The following is a 25474-nucleotide window of genomic DNA, read 5'->3' as shown; positions in this document are numbered from 1 at the left end:
CAGCCGGGTGGGCTTGAAGCGCGTCCGCAGCCGCGCGCGGGGGCCAGCTCAGTCATGAGCCACATCGCTGGACGGTTCGAAATGCCTCAAAATCGTGTTCTCCGCCTAAAGATGCAGCAATTTTTGATGACTACTATTAGCATTTAATCATTGATATTTCAAGATAATATGAAAATTGCATATCGTATTCGAAGTGGCATGAGGCTTGCTGATGGATGCAGGTCAAAGCGAACCCATCGCCCACGCCCGGAGATTGCGACCATGAAACGATTATTGCTCGGCATTTGTCTCGCCCTTGGATTGACCTCGGCCATGTCACCCGGCGCCCTCGCCCAATCAGAGCCCGTCATCAAGCTCGGTTACGCCAAGTGCGCCCATTGCACGCCGATGTCGCTGACCCCGCAATACGCCAAGGGCGTGCAGATCGATGCCGTCAGCTTCAACACCGGCACCGACGCACTCACCGCGCTGATCTCGAAAAATCTCGATGTCGCGCAGGTCACCTATCTTCATTACGCCATCGCGCTCGACAAGGGTTTCGACGTGGTCGCGATTTCCGGCCAGGTCAACGGCGGCTCCGCCATGCTGGTCGGCAACGACCTGCCGGTTACGCCCAACGACTGGGCCTCGCTGAAGAAGGTCATCGCCGACTACAAGGCAGCCGGCAAGCCGTTCCGCGTGGCAGCGTCGCGCGGCAATGCGCAGGACATCCACATGCGCGGCGCCTTCGCCAAGCAGGGTATCGACATCAACAAGGATGTGCAGTTCGTCAATATTCCCAACCCGTCGGACCATCTGCAGGCGCTGCGCCGCGGCGAGATCGAACTGATCTGCACCGTCGAGCCGTTCGCCACGCAGATTCTGCAGCAGAAGGCGGCCAAGATGTTCGGCCTGCCCTACGACCAGGCCGCCGGCAAGCTGACGAACCTGATCCTGACCCGCTCCGACGTGGTCAAGGACAAGCCCAAGGAACTCGAAGCGACCGTCAAGGCGATCGTCAAGGTCGATGAATTCGTCGCCGCCGACAAGGGCGCGCTGATCGACGTCATCTCCAAGGTCACCGGCCTCGACAAGGCCATCGCGACAGGCGCCGTCGACAATCTCGATCCCGATCCGAAGATGTACCGCGCCTCGGCGCTGGCCATCGCCAACATGATGCGGGACCTGAAGTACATCAACTCCGACGTCTCCGCCGCGGTCGAGAAGAACATGAACTACACATTCCTCGAAGCCGCCACCGGCAAGCCCAAGACCGAACTCGGCTATTGAGATCGATCATGGCCAGCCTCCGGCACTTCAGAAAACTCGACCGCTATATCGTGCCGGTGCTGATCCTGGCCGGCTGGGAAGCGTTCTCGCGCTCGGGCGCGCTTCCCGCCGCCTTGCTCCCCGCCCCGTCCACCGTGGTGTGGGCATGGGCGGACTGGCTGTTCGGCACCGACGGCAACACCCAGACCTATAGCGGGCACTGGCTGTCCGACATGGCCGCCAGCCTGTCCCGCGTGCTGGCGGGATTTGCCATCGCCACGGTACTGGCGGTGTCCACCGGCGTCGCCATCGGCTGGTCGCGCAAGATCGAGGTGATCATCGAGCCGACGCTGCAGATGCTGCGGCCGATCCCGCCGGTGTCGTGGATTCCGCTGGCAATCATCTGGTTCGGCATCGCCAACAAGCCGGCGATCTTCCTGGTGTTTCTCGGGGCGTTCTTCCCGATCCTGCTCAACACCATCCACGGCGTGAAGACCTGCGACCGCAACCTGATCCGCGCCGGCGCCATGGTCGGCGGCGGCAACCGCGAGCTGCTGCGCTTCATCGTGCTGCCGGCGGCGCTGCCCAGCATCTTCGCCGGCCTGCGCATCGGCATCGGCTCCGCCTGGATGCTGACCGTGACCGCCGAGATGGTCGCCGTCAAAAGCGGCCTCGGCTATGTGCTCTGGGATTCCTATTACTTCCTGCGGTACGACCTCGTGCTGGCGGCGATGGCCAGCATCGGCCTGCTCGGCTTTCTCAGCGACCTCGGCATCCGCGCGGTGATGAGCCAGGTGCTGCACTGGCAGCGCAACACCACGATCGCGGGAGAATAGGCGATGGCAACGATCGATATTTCCCACGTCTCCAAGGTCTTCAAGGACGCCAAGCGCAAGGCCGACGTCATCGCGCTCGACGACATCAACCTGGAGGTTTCCAAGAACCAGTTCCTGTGCCTGCTCGGCCCCAGCGGCTGCGGCAAATCAACCCTGCTGAACATGATCGCCGGCTTCGAGAAGCCGTCGTCCGGCACCGTCACCGTCGACGGCCAGCTGATCACATCGCCAGGCTCCGATCGCGGTGTCGTGTTCCAGCAGGCCAATCTGATGCCGTGGCTGCCGGTTTGGGAAAACGTAGGCTTCCATCTCAAGCTGCGGGGCGGCCAGAAGGAAGAACGCCGCACCGTCGCCCAGCGCTACATCGACATGGTCGGCCTCACCGGCTTTGAAAACCATTATCCATCCGAGCTGTCCGGCGGCATGAACCAGCGCGTCGGCATCGCCCGCGCGCTCTTGATGAATCCGCAGGTCATCCTGATGGACGAGCCGTTCGGCGCGCTCGACGAGCAGACCCGGATGGAGATGCAGAACGAGCTGGTGCGGATCTGGCAGCAGCATCAGGGGACCATCGTCTTCGTCACCCACGGCATCGACGAGGCGCTGACCCTCGGCACCCATGTCGCAGTCATGAGCGCCCGGCCCGGCCGCATCAAGGAGATCATCCCGATCGACCTCGAGCGACCGCGCGATATCACCAGCCCGCAGTTCAACGAGATCAAGCGGCACATCCTCGACCTGCTCCGCTCGGAGCGGGCAACACCCACCCTCGAAACTCTGGATCACCCATGACCAAACGCGTTCTGCTCGGCCAGCTCACCCCATCGTCCAACACGGCGCTGGAGCCGATCACCACCGCCATGCTGGCGGGGCTTCCGGAAGTCTCCGCACACTTCTCCCGCTTCAAGGTCACCGAGATAGCCCTGTCCAACACCGCGCTGGCGCAGTTCGACAATTCGGAGATCCTGCGGGCCGCCGAACTGCTGGCCCACGCCAAGGTCGACGTGATCGGCTGGAACGGCACGTCGTCGGGCTGGCTTGGCTTCGAAGCCGACGTCCGCCTGTGCGAGCAGATCACGGCCGCCACCGGCATTCCCGCCACCACCTCGATGCTGGCGCTGAACGAGATCCTTGCCACTACGGGCGTGAAGAAGCTCGGCTATGTGACGCCCTATCTCGATGCGGTTCAGGCAAAGATCCTGGACAATTACGGCAAGCTCGGCATCGCTTGCGGCGGTGAGCGCCATCTCAACCTGCAGGACAACTTTTCGTTCTCGGAAGTGCCGGTGCCGCAACTGGAGCAGATGACCCGCGACGTCGCCGCTGACAAGCCCGACGCCATTGCCATCATCTGCACCAATCTGCGGGTGGCGCCGTCGACCGCGAAACTGGAGCAGGAAACCGGCATCCCGGTCTACGACACCATCGCCACCGTGGTATGGAAGTGCCTGAAGATGGCCGGCGTCGACACCAAGCGAGTGACCGGCTGGGGCTCGCTGTTCCAGAACGTCTGACCGGTTCGCAACACACACTCAACGGGAGGTCTCGCCATGGCCACTTTCGACACCGTCATTCGCAACGGCACCGTGGTGACCGCCAGCGAGACCTTCAAGGCCGACGTGGGCATCAGGGACGGCCGCATCGTCGCGCTCGGCGAGGCGCTGACCGACGCCAGTGAAATCGTCGATGCCACCCGACTGCTGGTGCTGCCGGGCGGCATCGACAGCCACGTCCACATCTCGCAGCCGTCCGGTCCGGGCATCGTGATGGCCGACGATTTTACCAGCGCGACGCGGGCAGCGGCGTTCGGCGGCAACACCTTCGTGATGCCCTACTGCCTGCAGGCCAAGGGGCAGCCGCTGCGCGAGGCGCTGAAGGACTATCATGCGCTGGCGGAGCGGCATTGCTACATCGACCACTCCTTCCATCTGATCATCTCCGATCCCACCGACGCCGTGCTCGGCCAGGAACTGCCGGCGCTCGTTGCCGACGGCTACACGTCGCTGAAGATCTTCATGACCTATGCGGACATGGTGCTGAGCGACTACGAGATCCTGCAGGTGCTGACGGTGGCCCGTGAGACCGGCGCGCTGGTGCAGGTTCATGCCGAGAACTATGACGCCATTCGTTTTCTTGCCGACCGCCTCGAACGTGCCGGCAATACCGGGCCGTATTACCACGCCAAGTCGCGTCCCATCGCCGTGGAGCGCGAGGCTACCCATCGCGCCATCTCGCTGGCCGAGCTGATCGACGTGCCACTGGTCATCGTCCATGTCTCCAACCGAGAGGCGATGGAAGAGATCCGCCGCGCCCAGCAGCGCGGGCTGAAGATTTCCGGCGAGACCTGCCCGCAATATCTGGTGCTCACCGAGGAGGACCTGAAGGATCTCGGCATGGAGGGCGCGAAATACGTCTGCTCGCCGCCGCCGCGTGACGTGGCCAGCCAGCAGGCGTGCTGGGAAGGCCTGCAGCAGGGCGTGTTCACGCTGTTCTCGTCGGACCACTGCCCGTTCCGCTTCGACGACGAAGCCGGCAAGCTGACGCCGGGCGGACGCACCAGCTTCCGCTGGATTCCCAACGGCATTCCCGGCGTCGAGACCCGGCTGCCGATCCTGTTTTCCGAAGGCGTCAGCAAGGGACGCATCACCGTCAACCAGTTCGTGGCACTGACCTCGACCAACCACGCCAAGACCTACGGACTGACAGGAAAGGGCTCGATCAGCGTCGGCTACGACGCCGACATCGCGCTGTGGGACCCCAAGAAGACGGCGACCCTGTCGCAGGCCGGCCTGCATCACGGCGCCGACTACACGCCCTATGAAGGCATCGAGATCACCGGCTGGCCGGTGGCGACCATGCTGCGTGGACGCTTTGTCGTGCGCGATGGCGCGCTGGTCGGCCGCGAGGGCGGAGGACGCTACGTCAGCCGGAGCGCGCCGGCTGCCGGGGACCGCGGCCCGGCATAGACGTACCCACGCAACGCCGGGCGAGCCAGGAGCATGGCTCGCCGCGAGCCCCCTTGCTCGACAACCGGGCGGGCACTAGCTTGGACCGATGTCCAGATGCCTTGTCATTCCGCTGATCGCTGTGGCCCTGTCGGGATGCTCCATCGATCCCGGCGCCACCTGGGCGCCGGACATCCTCAAGGACAAGGCCGCCGCGGCGCCCCAACCCGAGCCGGCTCCGGACATCCGCAATCTGCTCGCGACACGGCTGTCCGAATTCTTCATGCCCGCAGCGGCACCGTCCAACATCAGTTTTTCGCCGCCGCTGCAGGCAGCCGGAGCCTGGGAGACCTGTGTCCGCGCGACCGTGAACGGCGCGATGGGCAATTCGATCGGGCAGCAGACCTACGTCGTGACCATCCTGCACAACAAGGTGTTTCGACAGGAAAAGGCCGAGCCATCGCATTGGTGCGGACGAGCCACCTTCGAAACGCTGTAGACTAGTTTCTTCGCGACCTGCGCGCCTCGGGATGGGTCACGACGATCGTGCCGGGACCGGGCGTGGCCGGCGCAAACAATTCGTCGCAGACATAATCGCCGAACACGGTGGTGCCGTCGTCTGTATAGGTCATGCCCTCCCTGACCTCGAATGCCGTGTCGTATTCCAGATCGATCGACAGCGACCGTTTCGCGATCCAGGTTTTATGGGACATCTTCAGACTCCAGTGAACTGGTCGGGATTTAGCAGCGTGTCGGCGATGACGCCAGTCTGCAGGTTGGCGTCGACCGACGGCGACGAGGCCGGATATTTCCCGATCCTGGCGCTGCATCGCGATCGAGAATTGCGGTCAACTATCCCGTGACAGATGCGCTGTCAGCGGCAAACTGGCTGTTGGCGGCAAGCGTGGCACGCCCAAGACTGCCGTAGCACCTTCCGGCCGTCGTTTGATCACGAAAGAGTTCCTGAGCTTGAGCACGGGATATTCAAACAGGTGCCACGAGATCACAGCGGCTGTCAGCGAGAGCGGAAACCCGACCAGAAACAGTGTCCACCAACGGTCGCCGGTCCAGGCCTCCGGAAAGTAGTGGATCAGCAGCTGCAGGAACGGGACATGATAGAGATACAGCCCGTAGGAGTAGTCGCCGGTCCCAAAGCCCGGAAGACGTGGCATCGGCGACAGCCCGACCAGGACGGTGAGATAGCCGAGCAGCGGGAGCGCGATGGCATGAACGCCGGGGTTGCCGAACAACGCCGCATTACTTCCAAATGCGCTCAAAAGAGCCGCCACGCATAGCAGGCCGATGGCCGCCGTCCTGGAGAACGGCACGCAATACCGCAGTTGATAGAGGACGATTCCGATCAGGAAGGACGGCCAGAGCAACGATCCGCGGAAAAGGAAGAGGTTCATCGCCAGCAGATCGAAAAACGAGGCATGGTCGCTGACGAGGTGCGATGACATCTGCCTGAGATAGATTCCGGCGATCAGAACGCCGAGAGTGAACAACGGCACCACTCTGGTTCGTTTGATCGCCCCGGACAGCATCAGTCCGATCAGAATGACATAACAGCCCATTTCGAAAGGGACCGTCCAGAGCGCGCCATTCACCTCCGGCGAAGGATTGTTCTCGAACACGCCCGGAAGAGAGTAGTGGATCCATCCCGTGATGTTGAGAAAGTAGCTGAAGAAAGTCGCGTCGGTGAAATATTCTCTTGCGGGCAACGTCGTCACCAGCGGGCCGATCAAGAGCGCCGCAAAGAAGATGTCGACGATGAGCGCCGGCAGGATGCGCGCAGCGCGGTTAAGCATGAAGTTCTTTGCAGAGAGACGCGTGCTGCTTCCTGCCACCAGGAATCCGCTCAAGGCGAAAAACATCGGCACAAGCATGTATTCGGAAAGCCAGAAGACGGATGCCCTGGCCAACTCCAGATGCCCGCTCGGCTGGGCGGTGTGCCAGGCAATGATTCCGGTCGCCAGACATATCCGAAGGAAATCGAATCCCCGGCCGAAACCCTTTTGGTCGTCCAAAGCTGAACCAAGGGTTTGCATCGAGGTACCTTCCTGGACCTTCCGGTCCACCTTTGCGGGGCTCTCAATCGCGCAATTGGAGCGCAAATCTAGACGCCGAGTTCTAATCTCTCCTTAAGGCCGACGCGCAAAATCGCCTGGTCAGGTCATGGATTTCCGCGTGTAACGCGCGCGGCATCGAGGGCGTCGGAAATCAACCTCTCGGACCCGCCCGGTGCTACCGTCGTCGCCGAACTGCAGAACCCGCGTGCTAGTAATAGTCGCGCAGAAAGGCCGCGGCGCTATCGGGCTGCCAGTCGATGCCGGCAGAGTCGACGGGGTCGTCGGCCAGCAGCGCGCCGGCTTCGGACTTGTAGTCCGGCGACACCGCATCCGCCTGCGGCAGCGGCGCGCGCAGGATGTCCAGATACGACAGATAATTGTCGCGGCGGCCGGTGAAGATGCAGACGCAGGCTTTCGGATCGGCATAGACGTAGACCGGACCGTTCGGCGTCTTGTGCACCACGAAGCGGTGGGCCGGCAGTTTGCGCATCGCCTCCTGCGAGGCCGCATCGCTGACGAACCGCGCCTTGAAACCCGCCGACTCCAGATAGAAGCCGTTCTTCTGCAGGAACGGCGCGCTCGGCGCCTCGCGCGCCGTCGATGGCGACGGCGACAGCGCCAGCAGCACGATAAAGGCCTGCGCCAGACGACGCAGACGCAGGTCGGAACAGATCGGCAGGATCGGCAGAATCGTGGTCGGCATCATCAGCGAGCCCCAAAGCGAGCGCGGGCAGCCGGGCTCTGACGGCCGCCACGCTACGCCAACACCATAAACGAGTCGTCACCGCCCGTGCTCCGATTTTCGCGCATGCCGCAGCCGTAGCTTCGGCATATGCCGCAACCGCGCCAAGGCGCGTCCGCTCGTCCCCGCGCCGCGCCGGCGTGCACACGGAAAAGGTTACAGTTTGGTGTCGATGGCGCGATGTCGCCATCACTTCAATGTCAGCCGCAGTCATCGCCAGTTCATGGCCCTGACTCACATCAGCCCCATTGCGTCGTCATGGTCCGCCCATTGAGAACAGAGGGCCCCATGACGACAGAGTCGATGCCGAAATTCGACCCCAGCTACATCGCTGCCTTGCGCGAAGTGCTGGATATCGCGGTGGAGCAGATCGCCGAGCAGCATCGCACTCCCGCCACCAAGGCGAAGATGGCCGAAACCATCGTGCGCAGCGCATCGGAAGGCATCACCGACGCCCACGACCTAGTGACCCACGCGATCGCCGCCGGCGCCGGCGGCGCGCCGTAGTTTTTCGGGTTCCCGGCGGTCGCATTTGTGCACATTGCCGCCACGCCCTTGCCCATAACCGCGCACAGCCTCCGTCAATTGTTCGTTGATGGACGGAGGCTGCATGATTTCAGAAATGTACCTGCGGCAACGCGCCGATGACTGCAACCGGCTCGCCAGCCAGGAAGCCGACGCCGAACTGCGCGGCATGCTGTGCGACCTCGAACTGGACTATCGCGCCAAGGCGGTCAGGGCCGCGGCCCGCGACTGGCGCGACGCGCCAAGATATTTCGCCGCCGCGCCGGCTTGATCCAGCACCATCCGTAGAGCATTCAAACGTCGCAATGGCCCGGCGTATTGCGCCTGTCTGACGCCGAATGGCAGATCACGCTTCGCTGATCCGCCCTACTCGCTGGCGTGGAGGTTTGTGTCCGAGCGAGGCCCCTCACCCGGATTGCTTCGCAATCCGACCTCTCCCCAGCGGGGAGAGGTGAAGGAAGACTACTCGCCCCAGGCCGCGAAGGCCTCGTTGAAGGCGCGCTCGCCCGGCGAGCCCTTCTCGATGGCGATGATGGCGCGGCGCTGGTTGCTGTAGACCAGCGGCACGTCGAACCACGAACGCTCCTTGAGCAACTGGATGTTGCGGGAGCGGTCGCTCTCGACGTTGCTGAGGCCCACCAGGAAGAAGCCGTCGGTGACCTTGACCGCGAGTCCTGCCAGCGGCGTGCCGCGCGCCTGCTCGTTGGACTTCATCAGGATGCCCGGCACGTTGCTGACACCGCCTCCGGAGAAATCCGGCGGCAACACGAAGGTCAGTTCGGCGGTGTGGCTGGCCGGCAACGACGTATCGGTATTGCGTCGGAACGACATCGACATCTTGAACTTGCGTTCCGGGATCTCGATATCGGCGCGCACCGCGAGGTCGCCGGGCTTGCCGCCCGACGCCTTGATCTGCTCGGTCCGCCACACCACGGTGCCGACATATTGCTTGCCCTTGGGCTCGGCCGGATCCTCGTCATAGAGCACCACGCGCTGTGCCACGGGGGCGACCTGGTCCGACGAACTGGGCTGGCCGACGCGATCGGCAATCTTCGGCCGCGGCGCCAGCGGCGCATCCTTCGTGGCATCGACCACGACCGGCGTCGAGGAGCCGAACCCGCGCACCGTCTGCATGATCTTCGGACCCGCCAGGATCGCGGTGCCGACCAGGATCATTGCGATGCCGATGCCGACGGCAGTCTTGAGCGGAAACCGGCCGGTGCGCGGTGCGCGCGGCGGCTTGATCTTCTTCTCTTTCTTCGGCTTTACCGAATCCGGGCGCTGCCGCGACGCCGGTTCAGACTCGAAGCGACCGTCGTTGCCGGACTCGTCATAGGCATAATCGCCGCCGCGGTCTTCCATGCTCGGCTCGAGCCGGTCGAACTCGGGCGACTCCGACGGGACGTTGGCATAGGTTTTTCGCGCGGCGCGGTTGGCCTGCGCGGCGGCGCGGCCGAGATCGTCGACATCGGCAGTGACGTCGCGAAAGCCGCGCATGGCCGCGGCACCGGGAGCCGCCGGCTGGTCGGGGCGCGGCGCAGCGGAGCGTTCGCGGGTCGGCGGCAGGGTGGGCTCCTGCATGGCGACGCTGGGCTGCTGCTGCCGCGGAATCGGCGGCGGATCGATGCGCAGGTTGCGCTTCGGGCGCTCCGCCGCGACATCGTCGGGACGGTCGCGCGGCGGTGCCGGCGTCGGCACGATCGGCTGGCGGCCGCGCGGCGAGGGCTCGGCCGGCGGCTGTGGATTGGCGCGGTTGTTGTTGCGGAACGCGTCGCCGGCGCGCGGCTTGCCGTCGCCACCGCGACTGATGTCGCGGGCCCGGGCCGCGGCCTCGGACTCGACCTTGCGGACGGCATCCTCGAGCGACAGCCGTTCCCGGGTGATCTCGGATTCGGTGAGCGGCGGCTCGACGCTGCGCAATTGCGCGATCAGCGCGCTGCGCGCGCGCTCGTACAGCGCGCGGCGCTGCTCGCCGGGAGCACTGGGATCCAGGCCAGCGATGGCACGGGCAATCAGCGGGTAGTAGTCAGCCATCGGTACTCGACTCTGTGAATACCCTCACTTTGAGAGTATTCTGGTAATACTTCGTTAAGCCTCGAACGGATTTTGCACCAGAATAGTATCTTCGCGTTCCGGGCTGGTGGAAAGCAAAGCAATCGGACAGCCAACCAGTTCCTCGACCCGGCGCACGTATTTGATGGCCTGGGCCGGCAAATCCGCCCAGGACCGGGCATTGGCGGTGGGTTCCTTCCAGCCTTCGATGGTCTCGTAGACCGGCACGATGCGGGCCTGGGCGCCCTCGCCGGCCGGTAGATAGTCGATCTCCTTGCCGTCCAGCATGTAGCCGACGCAGACCTCGATGGTGTCGAAGCCGTCGAGAATGTCGAGTTTCGTCAGGGCCAGGCCGTGAATGCCGCAGGTCCGCACGGTCTGGCGCACCAGCACGGCGTCGAACCAGCCGCAGCGGCGCGGGCGGCCGGTGTTGGTGCCGAATTCGCGGCCGCGCTCGCCGATGCGGCGGCCGATATCGTTGTCGAGTTCGGTGGGGAATGGGCCGGCGCCGACCCGGGTGGTGTAGGCCTTGCAGATGCCCAGCACGTAGCCGACCGCGCCTGGACCCATGCCGGTGCCGGTGGCGGCCTGCGCAGCGACGGTGTTGGACGAGGTGACGTAGGGATAGGTGCCGTGGTCGACGTCGAGCAGCGCGCCCTGCGCACCCTCGAACAGGATGCGCTTGCCTTCGCGGCGCTTCTGGTCGAGCAGCCGCCAGACGGCCTCGGCGTAAGGCAGCAGTTCCGGCGCAAGCGCCATCAGGCCCTTCTGGATCTCCGCACCGTCGAATTCCGGCAGTCCGAAGCCGCGGCGCAGCGCATTGTGATGCGCCAGCAGGCGGTCGATCTTGTTAGGCAGCGTGTCGGGATCGGCGAGGTCCATCAGCCGGATGGCGCGGCGGCCAACCTTGTCTTCATAGGCCGGGCCGATGCCGCGCTGGGTGGTTCCGATGGCATTGGCCTTGCTGGCGTTTTCGCGCAGGCTGTCGAGTTCGCGGTGCAGCGGCAGGATCAAAGTGACATTCTCGGCAATGCGCAGATTGTCGGGACCGATGTGCACGCCCTGAGCCTGAAGCCGCTTGACCTCATCGAGGAACGCCTGCGGGTCGAACACCACGCCGTTGCCGATGACGCCGAGCTTTGACGGACGCAACACGCCCGACGGCAGCAGAGCCAGCTTGTAGGTGGTGCCGTCGATGACCAGCGTATGGCCGGCATTATGGCCGCCCTGGAAGCGCGCGACGATGTCCGCCTGCTCCGACAACCAGTCGACGATCTTGCCTTTTCCCTCGTCGCCCCACTGGGCGCCGACGACGACAACATTGGCCATTTCGAGGTAATCCCTGCAATTCACTTCATGGCGCATGACTGTGGCGGGAAAACCGGTTTCCCGCCGTGCGAATCATGCCGGAGCGCCCAGCCAAACACGGCCGCAGCCGCTCGCATGCGAGGCATCACGGGATTAACGGAAGCCGCTTGGGGAAGCAAGCAAGAAGGGCCGTTTTGAGGACTTCAGAGCGCGGTCAAACCCTTGATATCCCCCAAAAATCCGTACTCCGTGGAGGCGCCGGGCAATGATGGCGCGGGTTCCGGCACATCCGGCGTAATCAGCGGGGTGGCTGCGTTGCCGTGGCGGTGAGCGACAGGGAACCGTCACCCACCTCGCAACTTGATGCAAGCACTGCTGATACGCAGCAACTGACCGCTCGAGAATTCATTGTCAGAGGTATTCGTGGATCAATCGTTCGGGCCGCTGTCAGACCCAACGTTGCTGCTGCGCAGCCTGCTGGCCTCGTCGGGCGACTGCATCAAGATCCTCGACCTCGAAGGCAACCTCGAATTCATGACCGAGGGCGGCCAGCGGATCATGGAAGTCACCGACTTCGCTGCTATCCGGGGCTGTCCATGGCCGGACTTCTGGCAGGACCAAGGCCATATCGACGCCAAGGCGGCAGTGGCCACCGCAAAGGCCGGAGGTGCCGGACACTTCCGGGGCTACGCCGCCACCATGGCCGGCTCGCCGAGATGGTGGGACGTCAGCGTCACGCCCATCCCCGGCCCCGACGGCAAACCCGAAAAATTACTGTCGGTGTCTCGCGACGTGACCGCCGTGCATTTTGCCGAAGTGGCGCTGCAGACCAGCGAAGCCCGTCTGGCCGCCGCGCTCAACGCCGCCGACACCGGGACCTGGGACTTCGATCCGCAAACCGGCGTCCTGAAATGGGATGCGCGTTGCTACCAGCTGTTCGGCCTGACGCCCGGCAAGCCGGTGAGCTTCGACGTGTTCCTGGCGGGCGTCCATCCCGACGATCGCGAAGCAACTGACAAAGCGTGTACCGACGCCATGCGGCCGGACGGACCGCAAGCCTACGACATCGAGTTTCGCACCATTGGCTTCGAGGACGGCATCGAGCGGTGGTGTTCCGCCAAGGGCAAGTCGGATTTCGAGAACGGCAAAGCGATCCGCTTCATTGGCACGATCTGCGACATCAGCAAGCTGAAGCGCGCGGAGGCGCAGCAGCGGCTGCTGACGCGCGAACTGGAACACCGCATCAAGAACACCATGGCGATGGTCGGCGCCATCGCCAACCAGACCTTCCGTACCGCGGCGACCAAGGAGGAAGCGCGCAGCATCTTCGATGCCCGCCTCCATGCGCTCAATCAGGCCCACGACATTCTCACAAGGTCGAGCTGGACCAGTGCCTCGATGCCTACCGTGGTGGACGGCGCGCTGGCGCCGCATCGCACCGGCGAAGGCCGCATCCGCGCCGGCGGCCCCGCTGTCCAGCTCACCGCGAAGCAGGCGCTGTCGTTGGCACTGGCGCTTCACGAGCTTGCGACCAATGCAGCCAAATATGGCGCGCTGTCGGTGCCCGGCGGAACGATCGCGATCGATTGGAATTGTATCGCGTCTGACAAAGAGCCGCTGCTGCACTTCCAATGGCGCGAAGCCGGCGGCCCCCTTGTGGCGCCGCCGACGCACCGCGGCTTCGGATCGCGCCTGATCGAGAGAACATTGGCATCGGATTTTGGCAATTCGGTCAAAATCGACTACCTGCCGGAAGGCCTGCTCTGCCGGTTCGAGACCAGATTGAGCGATCTGGTTTCGGCCGCCCCCAGCCTCTGATACGAGATCGCAATGGCAACATCGAAGAAACCTGAACGCTACGCCATCCTGATCGTCGAAGATGAAGCGTTGCTGCGCATGCATGCCGCCGACATCGTCGAAGAAGCCGGGTTCATCCCCATCGAGGCCTCTAACGCCGACGAGGCCGTCGCGATCCTGGAGTCTCGTTCCGACATCGCGCTGCTGTTCACCGACGTCAACATGCCCGGATCGATGGACGGCCTCAAACTCGCACACGCCGTTCGCGACCGCTGGCCCCCTATCAAGATCGTGATCGTCTCGGGCCATCTGCAGGTTTCAGAAAATGAGCTGCCCGCCGACAGCAGGTTTTTCGGCAAGCCGTTCGAGACCGATCGGATGATCGACGAACTGCGTACGCTGATCGCCGATTAGGCATCAGGCGGACAGCGGCTCGCGTTCACAGCGGCTTGATCGCGCCGGTGCGCGGAGCCGAGCCGCCCGAGATGCGCATGCGGATCTCGCTGCGTCATCGCGAACCTGCGCAAAACCGCACCGACATAACGGCCAAGCCTCCAAAAACTTGAACCGGCGGGTGGCATGGGTTTCGGCCGGCCTTATATAGGTACCGGCGCCCCGCCAATCCTTGGGCCTTGAACGAAACCGCGCGATGCACGCCTAAAGGACCATGGCTGTCGAACAATTTGGAGTATTGGCATGAGTATCCCCACGCAGATGGCGACCGCCGCGCTGGTGGGCGCAATATTCTGCGGCGCCGCTTCGGCGCAGCAACCAGGGATGGGCTGCACGGCGCAAGCGTCGGCCGCGGGTACGCAGACCCTGCGCTGCGGCGGTGGGCTGACCATCGTCGCCGAGAGCGGCGCAACGTTCACGCTGCAGGATCGCAATCGTGACGGGCATGTGGACGCCATCGACCTGCAGAGCAAGGCGGTGTTCGTCGAGGCGCCGAAAAACAAATCCGGCAAGCGCTTCGAGGTGACGACGCCGCAGGCCATCGCCGCGGTGCGCGGCACCAAATGGGCGGTCGATGCCGACGCCGCCAAGACCTCGGTATTCGTCGACACCGGCCGTGTCGCCGTCCGCCGCCCCACCGTTGCGGGCCAGGTGGTGCTCGGCCCGGGCGAAGGCGTCGATGTCGAGGCCGGCACGACGCCGTTGGAAGTGAAGCGCTGGGCCGCGCCCCGCGTTGCGGCGCTGATGGCCCGGCTCGGCCGCTAGGCAGCCGATGAAGGCCCGGGCATTCCAGGCTCCCGTTGCCATCGTGCTGGCAGGCCTTTGGGGCGCGGCGCTGACCTGGGGAAACGGGCCCTCCGGCATGCGGCTGCTCGACCGTTTCGAGGCGACGCTGACCGATCTGCGGGTGCTGGCGCGCGGCACCCGGCTGCCGCCCGACGCGGTGACCATCGTCGCCATCGACGACCAAGTGGTGCGCGAACAGGGCAGCTATCCGCTGCCACGCGCCGCCCTCGCCCGCATCATTGAGCAGATCGCACAGCTCAAACCCAGGGTGATCGCAGTGGACTTGCTGCTGGTCGATCGCAGCACGCCCGAGGACGATGCCGCGCTGGCGCGGGCGCTGGGCAACACCAATGCGGTGATCGCCGCGGCGGCGATATTCGCCGAGTCGCGGCAGCGCCTCGCCGCCGACGGCGACGGACCGCTGGCGCGGCTTCCAACCGCGGCGCGCTTCCTGCTGCCGCTGAAAGACTTTACCGATCAGGCCGGCGTCGGCGTGGTCAACGTGACCACCGATCAGACCGGCATTCCGCGCTCGATACCGCTGCTGTTCCGCACGGCAGATGCCGTGCTGGTGTCGCTGCCGCTGCGCACGGCGGCGGCGGCCGCGCGCCAGGACCCCAGCATCGCGCCGAACGATTTCGTTCTGTCGGGGCCGGATGTCCCGACCGACGTCGGGCATCTCTTGCCGATCTCGTTCTACGGCCCGCACGGCACCATCCCTACTGTTGGCGCCTCCGCCGCGCTTGACGGCACGCTGGCGCGCCACGACATCGAGGACCGCGCTGTGGTGATCGGCGTCACGGCGACCGGCGGCGGCGACTTTTTCCCGACGCCGTTCGATCCGGTGATGCCCGGCGTCGAGGTGGTCGCGACTGCCATCACCCATCTGCTGGCCAAGGATGCGCTGGTGCGCAACCACGCAGTGCGGCTCGCCGATGGCGCCGTCGCGGTGCTGTTACCGATGCTGCTGGTCGGCCTGCTGGCGTGGCGCCGTAATACGGTCGGGCTTGTGGCCATCGCCGCCGTCGCGGCGATCTGGTCGACGGTCAACGTTGCGGCGTTCGCACACGGGGTCTGGCTAAGCGCCGCGCTCCCGATTGCCGCCGCCGCCCCGCCGACGATCCTGTTCGGCGCCGTGCAGATCTGGATGGGGCGCCGGCGCGCCCAGCACCTTGCGGATCGCAGCGACCTGCTGCAGCAGTTCCAGGCGCCGCGGCTGCACGCCTGGCTGACCGAGGATCCCGACTTCCTGCTGCAGCCGGTGCATCAGGACGCGGCCATTGTGTTTATCGATCTGTCAGGATTCACCGCACACAGCGAGACGGCCGGCCCCAATGCAACGCGCGAGTTGCTGAGCGATTTCCAGCGCATCGTCGACCGTGAAGTGGAGGCCTGCGGCGGCCTGATCACCAGCTTCATGGGCGACGGCGCGATGATCCTGTTCGGCCTGCCGCAAGCTTCCGCCGACGATGCCGTCAACGCCGTAAATTGCTGTCTCGGCCTAAGCGCCCGCACACACGCTTGGCTGGCCTCGCTGCCGCCGCAGGTCGGAAGCCGGATCGGCTTCAAGATCGGCGCGCATTTCGGCGCCATCGTCGCGTCACGGCTTGGCGGCAGTCACCAGCACGTCACCGCCATCGGCGACACCGTCAATGTCGCCAGCCGAATGATGGACGTAGCAAAGAGCCATGGCGCCGAAATCGCGCTGACCGACGACCTGCTGCGCAAGGCCGGACCGAACTCGCCGGTGCAGACCTCCGGTGTGCTGAACGGCCCGGAGGACGTGCAAGTCCGTGGCCGCACCGGAAGCATCAATGTCTGGCTGTGGCGGCGCGGCGCGCCCACGCAGTAACACGCGCCGCCACGCCACGCCGCTCAATGGGTGTTGGTCTCGCTCCACTTTTCAAGATCGGGTTTCGGCGTATCCGGTGCCGCCGGGTCCTGCGACTTCTGTGCAGGCTGTTTCCACGGTTCGTCGGTCCCCTTCGTGGGCTTCCAGTCGTCGCGCTGCCGTGGATCGTCCTTTGGGGTCTCCTGGCTCATGCCGGCTCCTGTTGCTTCTGCGTACGTAGGGGTTAATTGGTGGTGGCGCCCAGCGCCGTGCCATTGCCGGCCGCGCGCGAAGGCACGCTGACATGGACTTCATGGCCTTCGCGCACCGCCAGCGAGGCCGCGGCCACTGCGGATTCGAAAGCCGCCTCCTTGGTTTCGTAATCGCCCTCGACATTTCCGTCGTGGAGGATTCCCCAGGTGCTGTAGATGTTGGGGCCGGAGGTTCCGGTTTTCCCCGTTTCGATAATGGCGTATGTCGCAAGTCCCATGGCGCTCTCCTGCGGTTGCACGGAGCAACGTCAAGGGCAACAACAGGTTCCGGCCCCGCGCCGGACGAAGCAGGACGCACCATGTCGAAGACCACCCCCGCGACGCTGGCGCTGACCAGGCTGGGCATCGCCTTCACGCTGCACAGCTACGATTACGATCCCGACGCCGACAGTATCGGGCTGCAGGCCGCAGCCGCGCTGGGCGCCGAACCGCGGCGGGTGTTGAAGACGCTGATGGCCGAGGTCGACGGCAAGCCGGTCTGCGTCGTAGTGCCGTCCGACTGCGAAGTCAGCATGAAAAAGCTGGCGGCCGCATTGCACGGCAAGACCGCGAAGATGATGCGACCGGCCGACGCCGAGCGTCTGACCGGCTATCATGTCGGCGGTATCAGCCCGTTCGGCCAGAAGAAGCGTGTGCCGGTGGTGATCGAGCAGGCGGCGCTGAGCGAGGCCAGCATCTATCTCAACGGCGGCCAGCGCGGCTTGCAGATCGCGCTGGATCCGAACGACGCCTGCAAGGCACTTGGCGCCACCGCCAGCAGCGTGGTGGCCTGAACGTAAACAGATAAGTTCCCGGAACAGGTCCGCGTCGGGCGGGTTTCCCCCTTGCCGTCCAGCCACGCGAAGACGCGGCCGATGACGGGGAAACCCAGGAGAGACACATGAAGATCCACCAGACCATGATGGCCGGAATGGCCATTCTGATGCTCGGCCTCGGCGCCGCACAGGCAGGCCCCTGCACGACGGGCAAGGACGGCAAGATGGGCGATGCCGGCGCCGGGCCCACGCCGGGCAATACCGGACAGACGATCACCACAGGCTCCGCCACTACAGCGCAACATCCGCCGACCAGCGCCATGGGCAATGCCACCGCCGGCGGTGCCACCTCGTCGGAGGACGTGCGGCGACAGACCGAGGGTCAGCCGACAGCGGCGCAGCAGGCCCAGGGCGCCACCTCGACGGCCAAACCCGGAGACTGCTGACGTCACCCACGAGACTTGACCGCGCATGGCGGAACAATCAACTGTCCCTAGAATTGGACGGTCATTGTCAACGAGCAAGGATTCTACCATGCGTTCAATCTTGGCGGCCTCCGCCTTTCTCCTTGTCCTCGGCGCGACGCCGAGCATGGCTAGAGATTACCCGTGGTGCTCGCGCACCTCGGTCACCGGCTTCAATCCGAGCTGCTCGTTTACGTCGTTCAACCAGTGCATGGCGACGGTGAGCGGAATCGGCGGCGACTGCATCGTCAATCCGCGACTGGCCTTCGGTCAGGAGCAGCGCCCGCGCAAGAGCCGCCGCCACGGTGCTCGCGGGGATAACGACTGGAACAACAACTGGAATAACGACTGGAACCGACGCTGGTAAGGTCGGTCCGCAGCGAAAAAGGCCCCGAGCCGTTCGGGGCCTTTTCTTTGCACTGCGAAGGTTGCGCGGCGGCGGCGCGACCGCGCTGTCCTGCATGATCGCAATGCAGTTCCGCCATTGATATCGGCGGCAAATCCGTGTCTGTCAGACCGATCCGGCAGCCGGCCAGTAGCTGGCCGCGCGGTACCAGCGTTTTCTGTCCAGGCCCAATCATGCCCCCTTCCATCTCGACCGAACGCACACCGATCGGATGGCTGTTGAACCAGCCCTATCTGCTGCTCAGCCTGACCTCGCTGTTCTGGGCCGGCAACGCCATCGTCGGTCGCGCCGCTGCCGGCCACATTCCGCCGTTCACCCTGTCATTCTTTCGCTGGGGCCTCGCCGCACTGATCTTGCTGCCGTTCGGCTGGCGAGCGATGCGGCAGGACTGGCCGGTGATCCGACGGCAATTCGGATTCATGATCTTCCTGTCATTGATCAGCATCGGCCTGTTCAACTCGCTGCAATACTGGGGACTTGAATACACCACGGCCCTAAACTCGCTGCTGCTGCAATCGTCGGGACCGCTGTTCGTCGCGATCTGGTCGCTGCTCATTCTTCGCGTGCGGTTGACCATCGCGCAAGCCTGCGGCATCGCGCTCTCCATGATCGGCGTGCTGGTAATCCTGCTGCGTGGCGATCTTGCGGCGTTGACCGCCATCGAGCTCAACAAGGGCGACCTCCTGTTCCTGCTGGCGATGGCGATCTTCGGTCTCTATGCGGTGCTTACCCTGAAACGGCCGGCGATCCAGCAATTGTCGTTCTTGACCTTCACCTTTGCCTGCGGCGCGCTGTGCCTCGTGCCGCCGTTCATATGGGAGCTGTTCACGCGGCCACCGGCGGAGATCAATGCCGGCAACCTGTTGTCGCTGGCCTACGTCGCGGTGTTCCCCTCGGTGCTGGCCTATACGTTCTACAACCGCGGCATCGCCCTGATCGGCGCCAACCGCTCGGCGCCGTTCTTTCACCTGATCCCGGTGTTCGGCTCGGCCATGGCCATCTTCTTCCTCGGCGAGACGATGCACCTGTTTCACATCGTCGGCTATGCGCTGGTGCTGTGCGGCATCGTGGTGGCGGCCAGGAAGCCGAAGCCGGCGATTGCCGCGGCTTCGGCCGGGGTTGACTAATCCTGCTGGTCTTCCTTGAGCCGATCGGCACCGCTGCCTTGACGGCCTGCTACCACTTGTAGCCGACGCTGGCCGTGACGCGACGGCGATCGCCATAGAAACAGGACGATGCCGTAGCGCAACTCGCCACGTAGATCTGGTCGGTGACATTGACCGCATTCACGGCCACGCGCCAGTTCTGCCACTCGTAGTGAAGTGCCGCATCGCCCAGTATAGTGGAGGGGACCGGCAGCAGGTTGGCGGCGTCGGCGAACGACGAACCGATATAGCGCACGCCGCCGCCGAAGCCGAAACCGCGCAGCGGTCCGTCCTGGAACGTGTAGTCGGCCCAGCCTGACGCCATCTGGCGCGGCGTATTGGTCGGCACCGTACCGATCAATGCCGGGTTGCCATCCTTGCTGACGAACAGGTTATAGGTCGTGAATGAACCGATGACCTTGAATCCCGGCGCCAGATTGGCGACCGCCTCCAGTTCAAGGCCGCGCGACGTCACTTCACCGTTCTGCACCGTGAAGTTGGCGTTGCTGGGATCGCTCGTGAGGGCATTCTGACGCTTCAGGTCGAAATAGGCGAAGCCGAAGTGACCGTCGAACCCGACCGGCTGATACTTGATGCCGACTTCGGTCTGCTGGCCGGTTTCCGGCATCAGCAACGTGCGGGTCGAGAAGTTGGTGCCTACGACGGGGTTGTAGCTGGTGGCGTAGGACACATAGGGGGCGACGCCAGAGTCGAAATTGTAGATCAGCCCGGCGCGACCGCTGAACTTGCTGTCTTCGCGGCTCAGGCCCGCGCCGATGCGGTTGTCGTTGTTGGTGCCGACCCAGTCGTTGCGACCGCTCAGCACCAGCGTCAGGCGATCGAGCTTGATCTGGTCCTGCACGTAGACGCCGAGCTGGTTCTGCGTCAGCATCGCATTCTGGTACGGCGTCCCGCTGAACTGCGCGGTGGGGGCATAGACCGGATTGATCAGGTTGAGCGGCGTCGCCGCGCCGAATCCCTGGTAGTCATCGATGCTGTAGTGCTTGAGGTCGAGGCCGAACAGCGTGGTATGACTGAGAATGCCGGTGTCGAAACGGTATTCCACCTGGCTGTCGAGGTCGGCCTGGTTGCCTATGCCATGGGTGAAGAAGTTGCCGCGCGCCAGGTTTGCGGCGGCGGGCGTCGTCGCGTAGCCCAACCCCTGCTGCGTCGACAGCGTGACATCGGTGTGCGCGTAGCGCGCATTCTGGCGGAACGTGACGTTGTCCGACAGATGGCGCTCGAACTGATAGCCCAGCATCTCCTGCTCGCGCTTGAACGTATCGGCGCTCGGTTCGCCGGCGAACAGCCCCGTCCCGATCCTGCCAAACGGCGCGGCGGTGACAGTGCCCGCATAGGGAAGGAAATTCTGCGCGCGGGTCTGGTTATAGGATGCCGACGCCAGCACCGTGAGGCTGGTGTCAGCGTCGGGCTTCCAGGTCACCGACGGTGCGATGAAGTAGTTGTTGTTGGGTGTAAAGTCGGTCTGGGTGCCGCCGTTCTGCACCTGGCCGACGAGACGGGTGTACAGCTTGCCATGCTCCGGCGAGATCGCGACCGGGCCGCCGAAATCGAACGCCGTGTAACCGTTGCCGAAGCTATCGACGCCGGCTTCGATGTAGCGGATCGGCTCCGCCGGCGGCATCTTGCTGACGGCGTTGACGATGCCGCTCGGGCTCGATCCACCGTACAGCACCGCGGAAGGCCCGCGCAGGACTTCGACACGCTCGAGATTGAACGGCTGAAGCTTCCAGGTCGCGAAAGCGGTCGAGAACAACTGGATGCCATCGAGGAACAGACTATTGTCGTCGGACTTGAAGCCACGAATCAGGAACCAGTCGTTGCGGGTGTCGGCGCCGAAATAGCCGCCGACGATGCCGGGCGTGTAGCGCACGATCTCATCGAACTTCTTCGGCCTCTGGTCGCGAGATCTGTTCGGCGCCGATGACCGAAACCGACTGCGGGTTCTCGTTGATCGCAGTGTTGGTCTTGGTGCCGGCCATGCTGCGCCCGGCGACATAGCCACGGATCGCGCCGCGCGGATTCTCGACGAATAGGGCGGCGCGCTCGACCGGCGGCCTGCGCGAAGCAGCAGCGCTGCTGCGCGGCGCACGGGCGGCGCGCTTTGGCGCGGCCGCCGCGGCACGGCGCACCTGCGGCTGGCTGATCACCACCGGAGGCAGGGTCTGCGCGCCCTGCCCAGCCCCCGCGTTCGCTTGCTGTGCCGCGGATGAATTCAATGTCAGCACGCTCAACGCACAGGCCGACGACAAGGCCGCCAGCCGCGACAGATGGATCTTCTTCAACGCAAGCCTCCACTCATATCCGGCGCATCTGCTGATGTGGATGACGCAACACTTCGCTGGATTCCGCTTAGGCGACTTGTCCAGGCAACTCCAATGGAAGGCTTCCAGACAGAGCCTTTCGCTGTGCACTGTTGCCAGACTGCCGCAGCTTTGCGCGCGGCGGCACGTTGGTGCATGGAAGCGTCCCGCGTCGGACGGTTGTTTGTTTGCGTGAGTTGCGATTATTTGAATCGATCTAAACTCCTTGCGTGGCGATTGACGGGCTCGATGATGGACCAAAGCCGAAAGCTGTCTCCCGTCACTTGGCTCTCCAACCAGCCCTATCTGCTGCTCAGCCTGACGTCGCTGTTCTGGGCCACTAACATGGTGCTGGGACGCTACGTGTCCGGGCATGTCCCGCCCGTGACGATGGCCTGCGTGCGCTGCGTCGGCGCGTTCTTGCTGCTGCTGCCGTTTGCCTGGCCGCATCTGCGCGACGACTGGCCGGTGCTGATCGCGCGCTGGCCTTTGATGCTTGCGCTCGGCTTCACCGGATTTGCCGCCAACACCGTGCTCGCCTATTGGGGCCTGCTGTATACTCAGGCGCTGAACGGGTTGCTGATCCAGTCGGCCGGACCGCTGTGCGTGGCGCTGTGGACGCTGATCCTGTTCGGCGTGCGGCTGACGCTGCCACGGCTGCTGGGCATCTTCACATCGCTCATCGGCGTGCTGATCATCATCCTGCGTGGCGACCTCGCGGCGCTGACCAGCATCGAGATCAACAAGGGCGACGCGATGCTGGCGGCGGCGCTGTTCATCTTCGGGATCTACTCGGCGCTGATGCTGCGGCGACCGGCCAGCCATCCGTTGTCGCTGATCGTGGTGACCATCGGCGCCGGCGCGCTGATGACCATTCCGCTCAACATCTGGGAACTTACGTCCGGCACGCCGCTGATCCTCGACCGCCTGACGCTCGTCACGCTGATCTATGTGATCGTCTTTCCCTCGGCGCTGGCCTACCTGTTCTTCAACCGCGGCATCGCCCTGATCGGGCCCAACCGCGCTGCGCCGTTTTTCCACCTGATGCCGGTGTTCGGCTCGGCCATGGCCATCGTTTTCCTCGACGAACAGCCCAAACTGTTTCATCTGGTCGGCTATGCCTTGGTGCTGGCCGGCGTGGTCGTGGCATCGCGGCGGTAGTTGCCCATGCGCCCCTGCATTCCGGTGGCGCCGGAAGTGTCGACGGAGGGGTGGTGCGCGCGACGCTCAGGAAGCCAACCGCTACGCTACTGCGGACGCAACACCTCTACTTGGGGACCGCGCTAAGCGGCCCGCACCGAGTCGAGGAACTTGCTGACCTCAAGCTTGAGCCGGGCGCTTTCCGATGACAGTGACGTCGCTGCGGTGAGCACCTGCGAGGACGCAGATCCGGTCTCGCTGGCGCCGCGCTGCACTTCGGTGATGTTGGCCGAGACCTGCTGGGTTCCCTGCGCCGCCTGCTGGACGTTGCGGGAAATTTCCTGCGTCGCCGCACCCTGCTCTTCCACCGCTGACGCGATGGTCGAGGCGATCTCCGACATGCGCGCGATGGTCTCGCCAATCTCCCTGATCGCTGTCACGGATTCCTGGGTCGCGGCCTGGATGCCGTTGATCTGTGCGCTGATATCGCCGGTAGCCTTGGCCGTCTGCTCGGCCAGGGCCTTGACCTCGGACGCCACCACGGCAAAGCCGCGGCCGGCATCGCCGGCGCGCGCCGCCTCGATGGTCGCGTTCAGCGCCAGCAGATTGGTTTGTCCCGCGATGGCGTTGATCAGTTCGATGACATCGCCGATGCGGGCGGCAGCCTTCGCCAGTTCACCGACGCGGTCGTTGGTCTTCTGCGCCTGCTCGACCGCCTCGCCGGCGATCCGCGCCGAATCCTGAACCTGGCGGCTGATCTCGTTGACCGACGACGCCATCTCCTCGGTCGCCGAGGCCACCGACTGCACGTTGGTCGAGGCCTCTTCAGACGCCGCCGCCACCAGCGTGGTCAGTTCCTCGGCGCGCTCGGCAGTCGACGTCAGCGTGGCCGCCGAAGCTTCGAGTTCGGTGGAGGCCGACGCCACGGTTTCGACGATCTCGCCAACCGCGCTCTCGAAACCCTCGGCCAGCCGGTGCATGTCCTTGCGGCGCTGCGCCGCAATGCGCTCGTCGTCTGCGGTTTTTGCCTCGATCTCCTCTCGCGCCCGGGCCTGAACGTGGCGCCTGCAGGCGTCCACTGCCTGCGCCATCTCGCCGATCTCGTCGGTGCGCCGCAGCCCCGGCAGAGCGACGGTCAGATCGCCCGCGGCGAGACCGCGCATCGCGGTGGTCAGCGTCGACAACGGCCGCAGGATGCGAGCGAAGGTCAGCCACAGGCTGACGATGACCAGCAGCAGCGCCGCGGCCAGCACCCCGCCGTTGACGTTCACGGCAGCGCTGCTGCGCGCCGCGTCGTTGGCCGCCTCCTCATCGGCCGCGCCGCCGATCGCCTCGGCGAGCCGCAGGATGTGGCCGACCGCCACCGTGGCGCGCTTGAAGTACTCGTCGGCGCTGAGCGCGTAGTCACCGCGTTCTCCGGAGGCGAATATCTGCTCGCGCACCGCGTTATAGACGCCGTAGTATTCCTTCGCGACGCCGTCGATCGCATCGCTGACCGCGGCAGGCGTGTCGACACGCTGTTTCAAAGCTGCCACCATCGACCAAGCCAGATCGATATGGCCGCGGAACATCGACAGGTTGCGTAACTGCTCGCTCCCCAGTTTGGCACGCGCGCTGATAATGCCGCCGAGATAGCCGCGCTCGCGGCCGGCATACTCGGCCATGTCCGCGGTGAGGTGGCGCAGCATCACCAGTCGCGCCAACGCCGCAGAGGGTGGGGAGCTGAGCGTTTCGAGCGTCTGCCGCAGCTTCGCCGAAGTCTCGATCGCCAGGGTGATCTGGGCGAAGGCGCCCTGCACCACCTCAGTCGCCCGCACATTCATCGGCTTGCCGAGTTCCTGATCGATCTTGCCGCGCACGGCCTGCAGCGCCCGATGCATCTGCTCGGCGTCGGCGATCACCGCAGCGGTGGCTTTTGTCTGCGCTTGCGCACGCAATAGTTCGAGCGCCTGGCGGAGGGACTGGTCGCCGGCCTCGCGCAGGGCTTTGATCTCGCCGAGCCGCGCCACGCCCGCCGCTTCCGGCGCCTTCAGCGTGGAATTGATGATGCCGCGCTCCGTCGCCCATTGCCCCGAGCTGCGCAGCAACGCCCGCGCGATCTGGTTGACCTCGAGAAAGGCCTCCGACTGCGCGCCGCGCTGCAGCGCGTCACGGACGCCAAGTCCGGCAAGGCCGACCGCAATCAGGGCGAGCGCGCAGACGACCAGCGGCAGCAGCGTGCGGATTCGAAGATTCATGGGGGGCCCCGAAACGGTCTGGTCAGGCGCGCGAATGGTCGTGCCCGCGCATGCCCGCCGACAGCGGAGAATCTGCGCTTGCGTCCATTCGAACGCCGGCCTGCATTTTCTTTGAACGCAATTTTGGTGATGCAACGAC

At 64.7% G+C, this 25474-nt stretch carries 27 protein-coding genes; 17 read left to right on the top strand and 10 right to left on the bottom strand.

What is annotated here, in order from left to right; translation table 11 throughout:
• Window positions 1–261 precede the first annotated feature (261 nt).
• The 6 genes from ACUXVA_RS14215 (at window position 262) to ACUXVA_RS14190 (ending at window position 5528) form a co-directional block, all read left to right on the top strand.
• On the top strand, window positions 262–1269 hold the full coding sequence (locus ACUXVA_RS14215) for an ABC transporter substrate-binding protein (RefSeq protein ID WP_445492769.1): 1008 nt from the start codon (window positions 262–264) through the stop codon (window positions 1267–1269).
• A gap of 8 nt (window positions 1270–1277) precedes the next feature.
• Window positions 1278–2084, top strand: a complete 807-nt coding sequence (locus ACUXVA_RS14210; protein WP_265079719.1) for an ABC transporter permease — start codon at window positions 1278–1280, stop codon at window positions 2082–2084.
• Window positions 2085–2087: 3 nt separating this feature from the next.
• On the top strand, window positions 2088–2876 hold the full coding sequence (locus ACUXVA_RS14205; protein WP_265079720.1) for an ABC transporter ATP-binding protein: 789 nt from the start codon (window positions 2088–2090) through the stop codon (window positions 2874–2876).
• The gene (locus ACUXVA_RS14200; RefSeq protein ID WP_265079721.1) at window positions 2873–3598 is read left to right on the top strand and encodes a maleate cis-trans isomerase family protein; all 726 of its coding nucleotides are present in this window, start codon (window positions 2873–2875) and stop codon (window positions 3596–3598) included. Before ACUXVA_RS14205 ends, ACUXVA_RS14200 begins: the two co-directional genes overlap by 4 nt.
• A gap of 36 nt (window positions 3599–3634) precedes the next feature.
• Entirely contained in the window at window positions 3635–5050 is a 1416-nt protein-coding gene (gene hydA / locus ACUXVA_RS14195; protein WP_445492767.1) for a dihydropyrimidinase, read from the top strand.
• 88 nt (window positions 5051–5138) lie between these two features.
• Entirely contained in the window at window positions 5139–5528 is a 390-nt protein-coding gene (locus ACUXVA_RS14190) for a hypothetical protein (protein ID WP_265079723.1), read from the top strand.
• 1 nt (window position 5529) lies between these two features.
• On the opposite strand, the gene ACUXVA_RS14185 is transcribed toward ACUXVA_RS14190, so the two are convergent.
• The 3 genes from ACUXVA_RS14185 to ACUXVA_RS14175 all read right to left on the bottom strand — a co-directional run bounded on the left by ACUXVA_RS14185 (window position 5530) and on the right by ACUXVA_RS14175 (window position 7804).
• Window positions 5530–5742 (bottom strand): hypothetical protein, encoded by a 213-nt coding sequence (locus ACUXVA_RS14185; protein ID WP_265079724.1) that lies wholly within the window; start codon window positions 5740–5742, stop codon window positions 5530–5532.
• A 135-nt stretch (window positions 5743–5877) separates the two neighbouring features.
• Complete coding sequence (locus tag ACUXVA_RS14180) at window positions 5878–7077, bottom strand: acyltransferase family protein (RefSeq protein ID WP_445492765.1); 1200 nt, start codon at window positions 7075–7077, stop codon at window positions 5878–5880.
• Window positions 7078–7306: 229 nt separating this feature from the next.
• Complete coding sequence (locus ACUXVA_RS14175) at window positions 7307–7804, bottom strand: hypothetical protein (protein WP_445492763.1); 498 nt, start codon at window positions 7802–7804, stop codon at window positions 7307–7309.
• Window positions 7805–8128: 324 nt separating this feature from the next.
• Here ACUXVA_RS14175 and ACUXVA_RS14170 point away from each other — a divergent pair, with 324 nt between their 5' ends.
• Entirely contained in the window at window positions 8129–8347 is a 219-nt protein-coding gene (locus ACUXVA_RS14170) for a hypothetical protein (RefSeq protein ID WP_445492761.1), read from the top strand.
• A gap of 103 nt (window positions 8348–8450) precedes the next feature.
• Window positions 8451–8636 (top strand): hypothetical protein, encoded by a 186-nt coding sequence (locus ACUXVA_RS14165; protein WP_265079728.1) that lies wholly within the window; start codon window positions 8451–8453, stop codon window positions 8634–8636.
• Between the two features lie 191 nt (window positions 8637–8827).
• Here the strand turns inward: ACUXVA_RS14165 and ACUXVA_RS14160 are convergent, their stop codons facing one another.
• Together ACUXVA_RS14160 and ACUXVA_RS14155 are read right to left on the bottom strand one after the other, a co-directional pair.
• Window positions 8828–10399: a hypothetical protein gene (locus ACUXVA_RS14160; RefSeq protein WP_445492759.1), complete on the bottom strand. Its 1572-nt coding sequence runs from the start codon at window positions 10397–10399 to the stop codon at window positions 8828–8830.
• 54 nt (window positions 10400–10453) lie between these two features.
• A complete protein-coding gene (locus tag ACUXVA_RS14155) occupies window positions 10454–11746 on the bottom strand; it encodes an adenylosuccinate synthase (protein WP_265079730.1) in 1293 nt (430 codons plus the stop codon).
• Between the two features lie 387 nt (window positions 11747–12133).
• Here ACUXVA_RS14155 and ACUXVA_RS14150 point away from each other — a divergent pair, with 387 nt between their 5' ends.
• The 4 genes from ACUXVA_RS14150 to ACUXVA_RS14135 all read left to right on the top strand — a co-directional run bounded on the left by ACUXVA_RS14150 (window position 12134) and on the right by ACUXVA_RS14135 (window position 16613).
• Window positions 12134–13543, top strand: a complete 1410-nt coding sequence (locus tag ACUXVA_RS14150; RefSeq protein ID WP_265079731.1) for a PAS domain-containing sensor histidine kinase — start codon at window positions 12134–12136, stop codon at window positions 13541–13543.
• Between the two features lie 12 nt (window positions 13544–13555).
• Entirely contained in the window at window positions 13556–13936 is a 381-nt protein-coding gene (locus tag ACUXVA_RS14145) for a response regulator (protein WP_265079732.1), read from the top strand.
• Between the two features lie 282 nt (window positions 13937–14218).
• Window positions 14219–14740 (top strand): FecR domain-containing protein, encoded by a 522-nt coding sequence (locus tag ACUXVA_RS14140; RefSeq protein WP_265079733.1) that lies wholly within the window; start codon window positions 14219–14221, stop codon window positions 14738–14740.
• 7 nt (window positions 14741–14747) lie between these two features.
• Complete coding sequence (locus ACUXVA_RS14135; RefSeq protein ID WP_445492755.1) at window positions 14748–16613, top strand: CHASE2 domain-containing protein; 1866 nt, start codon at window positions 14748–14750, stop codon at window positions 16611–16613.
• Window positions 16614–16636: 23 nt separating this feature from the next.
• Here the strand turns inward: ACUXVA_RS14135 and ACUXVA_RS14130 are convergent, their stop codons facing one another.
• On the bottom strand, window positions 16637–16804 hold the full coding sequence (locus ACUXVA_RS14130; RefSeq protein WP_265079734.1) for a hypothetical protein: 168 nt from the start codon (window positions 16802–16804) through the stop codon (window positions 16637–16639).
• A 32-nt stretch (window positions 16805–16836) separates the two neighbouring features.
• Window positions 16837–17082, bottom strand: coding sequence for a hypothetical protein (locus ACUXVA_RS14125; protein ID WP_445492753.1), 246 nt, complete (start codon window positions 17080–17082; stop codon window positions 16837–16839).
• An 81-nt stretch (window positions 17083–17163) separates the two neighbouring features.
• On the opposite strand from ACUXVA_RS14125, the gene ybaK reads away from it, so the two are divergent.
• From ybaK to ACUXVA_RS14105, 4 genes are all read left to right on the top strand, one after another.
• Window positions 17164–17637: a Cys-tRNA(Pro) deacylase gene (gene ybaK / locus ACUXVA_RS14120; RefSeq protein WP_265079735.1), complete on the top strand. Its 474-nt coding sequence runs from the start codon at window positions 17164–17166 to the stop codon at window positions 17635–17637.
• Between the two features lie 107 nt (window positions 17638–17744).
• A complete protein-coding gene (locus ACUXVA_RS14115; protein ID WP_265079736.1) occupies window positions 17745–18065 on the top strand; it encodes a hypothetical protein in 321 nt (106 codons plus the stop codon).
• 88 nt (window positions 18066–18153) lie between these two features.
• Window positions 18154–18450 carry a DUF3551 domain-containing protein gene (locus ACUXVA_RS14110; protein WP_265079737.1) on the top strand — a complete coding sequence of 99 codons (297 nt, stop codon included), beginning with the start codon at window positions 18154–18156 and terminating at the stop codon, window positions 18448–18450.
• 212 nt (window positions 18451–18662) lie between these two features.
• On the top strand, window positions 18663–19616 hold the full coding sequence (locus tag ACUXVA_RS14105; protein WP_265079738.1) for a DMT family transporter: 954 nt from the start codon (window positions 18663–18665) through the stop codon (window positions 19614–19616).
• A gap of 49 nt (window positions 19617–19665) precedes the next feature.
• On the opposite strand, the gene ACUXVA_RS14100 is transcribed toward ACUXVA_RS14105, so the two are convergent.
• Together ACUXVA_RS14100 and ACUXVA_RS14095 are read right to left on the bottom strand one after the other, a co-directional pair.
• Window positions 19666–21528: a TonB-dependent siderophore receptor gene (locus tag ACUXVA_RS14100; protein WP_445492749.1), complete on the bottom strand. Its 1863-nt coding sequence runs from the start codon at window positions 21526–21528 to the stop codon at window positions 19666–19668.
• Between the two features lie 4 nt (window positions 21529–21532).
• Entirely contained in the window at window positions 21533–21940 is a 408-nt protein-coding gene (locus tag ACUXVA_RS14095; RefSeq protein ID WP_445492747.1) for a hypothetical protein, read from the bottom strand.
• Window positions 21941–22207: 267 nt separating this feature from the next.
• On the opposite strand from ACUXVA_RS14095, the gene ACUXVA_RS14090 reads away from it, so the two are divergent.
• A complete protein-coding gene (locus tag ACUXVA_RS14090; protein WP_445492745.1) occupies window positions 22208–23119 on the top strand; it encodes a DMT family transporter in 912 nt (303 codons plus the stop codon).
• A 122-nt stretch (window positions 23120–23241) separates the two neighbouring features.
• Here the strand turns inward: ACUXVA_RS14090 and ACUXVA_RS14085 are convergent, their stop codons facing one another.
• Window positions 23242–25335, bottom strand: coding sequence for a methyl-accepting chemotaxis protein (locus ACUXVA_RS14085; protein ID WP_445492743.1), 2094 nt, complete (start codon window positions 25333–25335; stop codon window positions 23242–23244).
• Between the last annotated feature and the right edge of the window lie 139 nt (window positions 25336–25474).

It is taken from the genome of Rhodopseudomonas sp. RCAM05734 (assembly GCF_052658035.1).
Note: the sequence above shows the minus strand (reverse complement) of the source record. Positions and strands in the feature narration are given on the sequence as shown.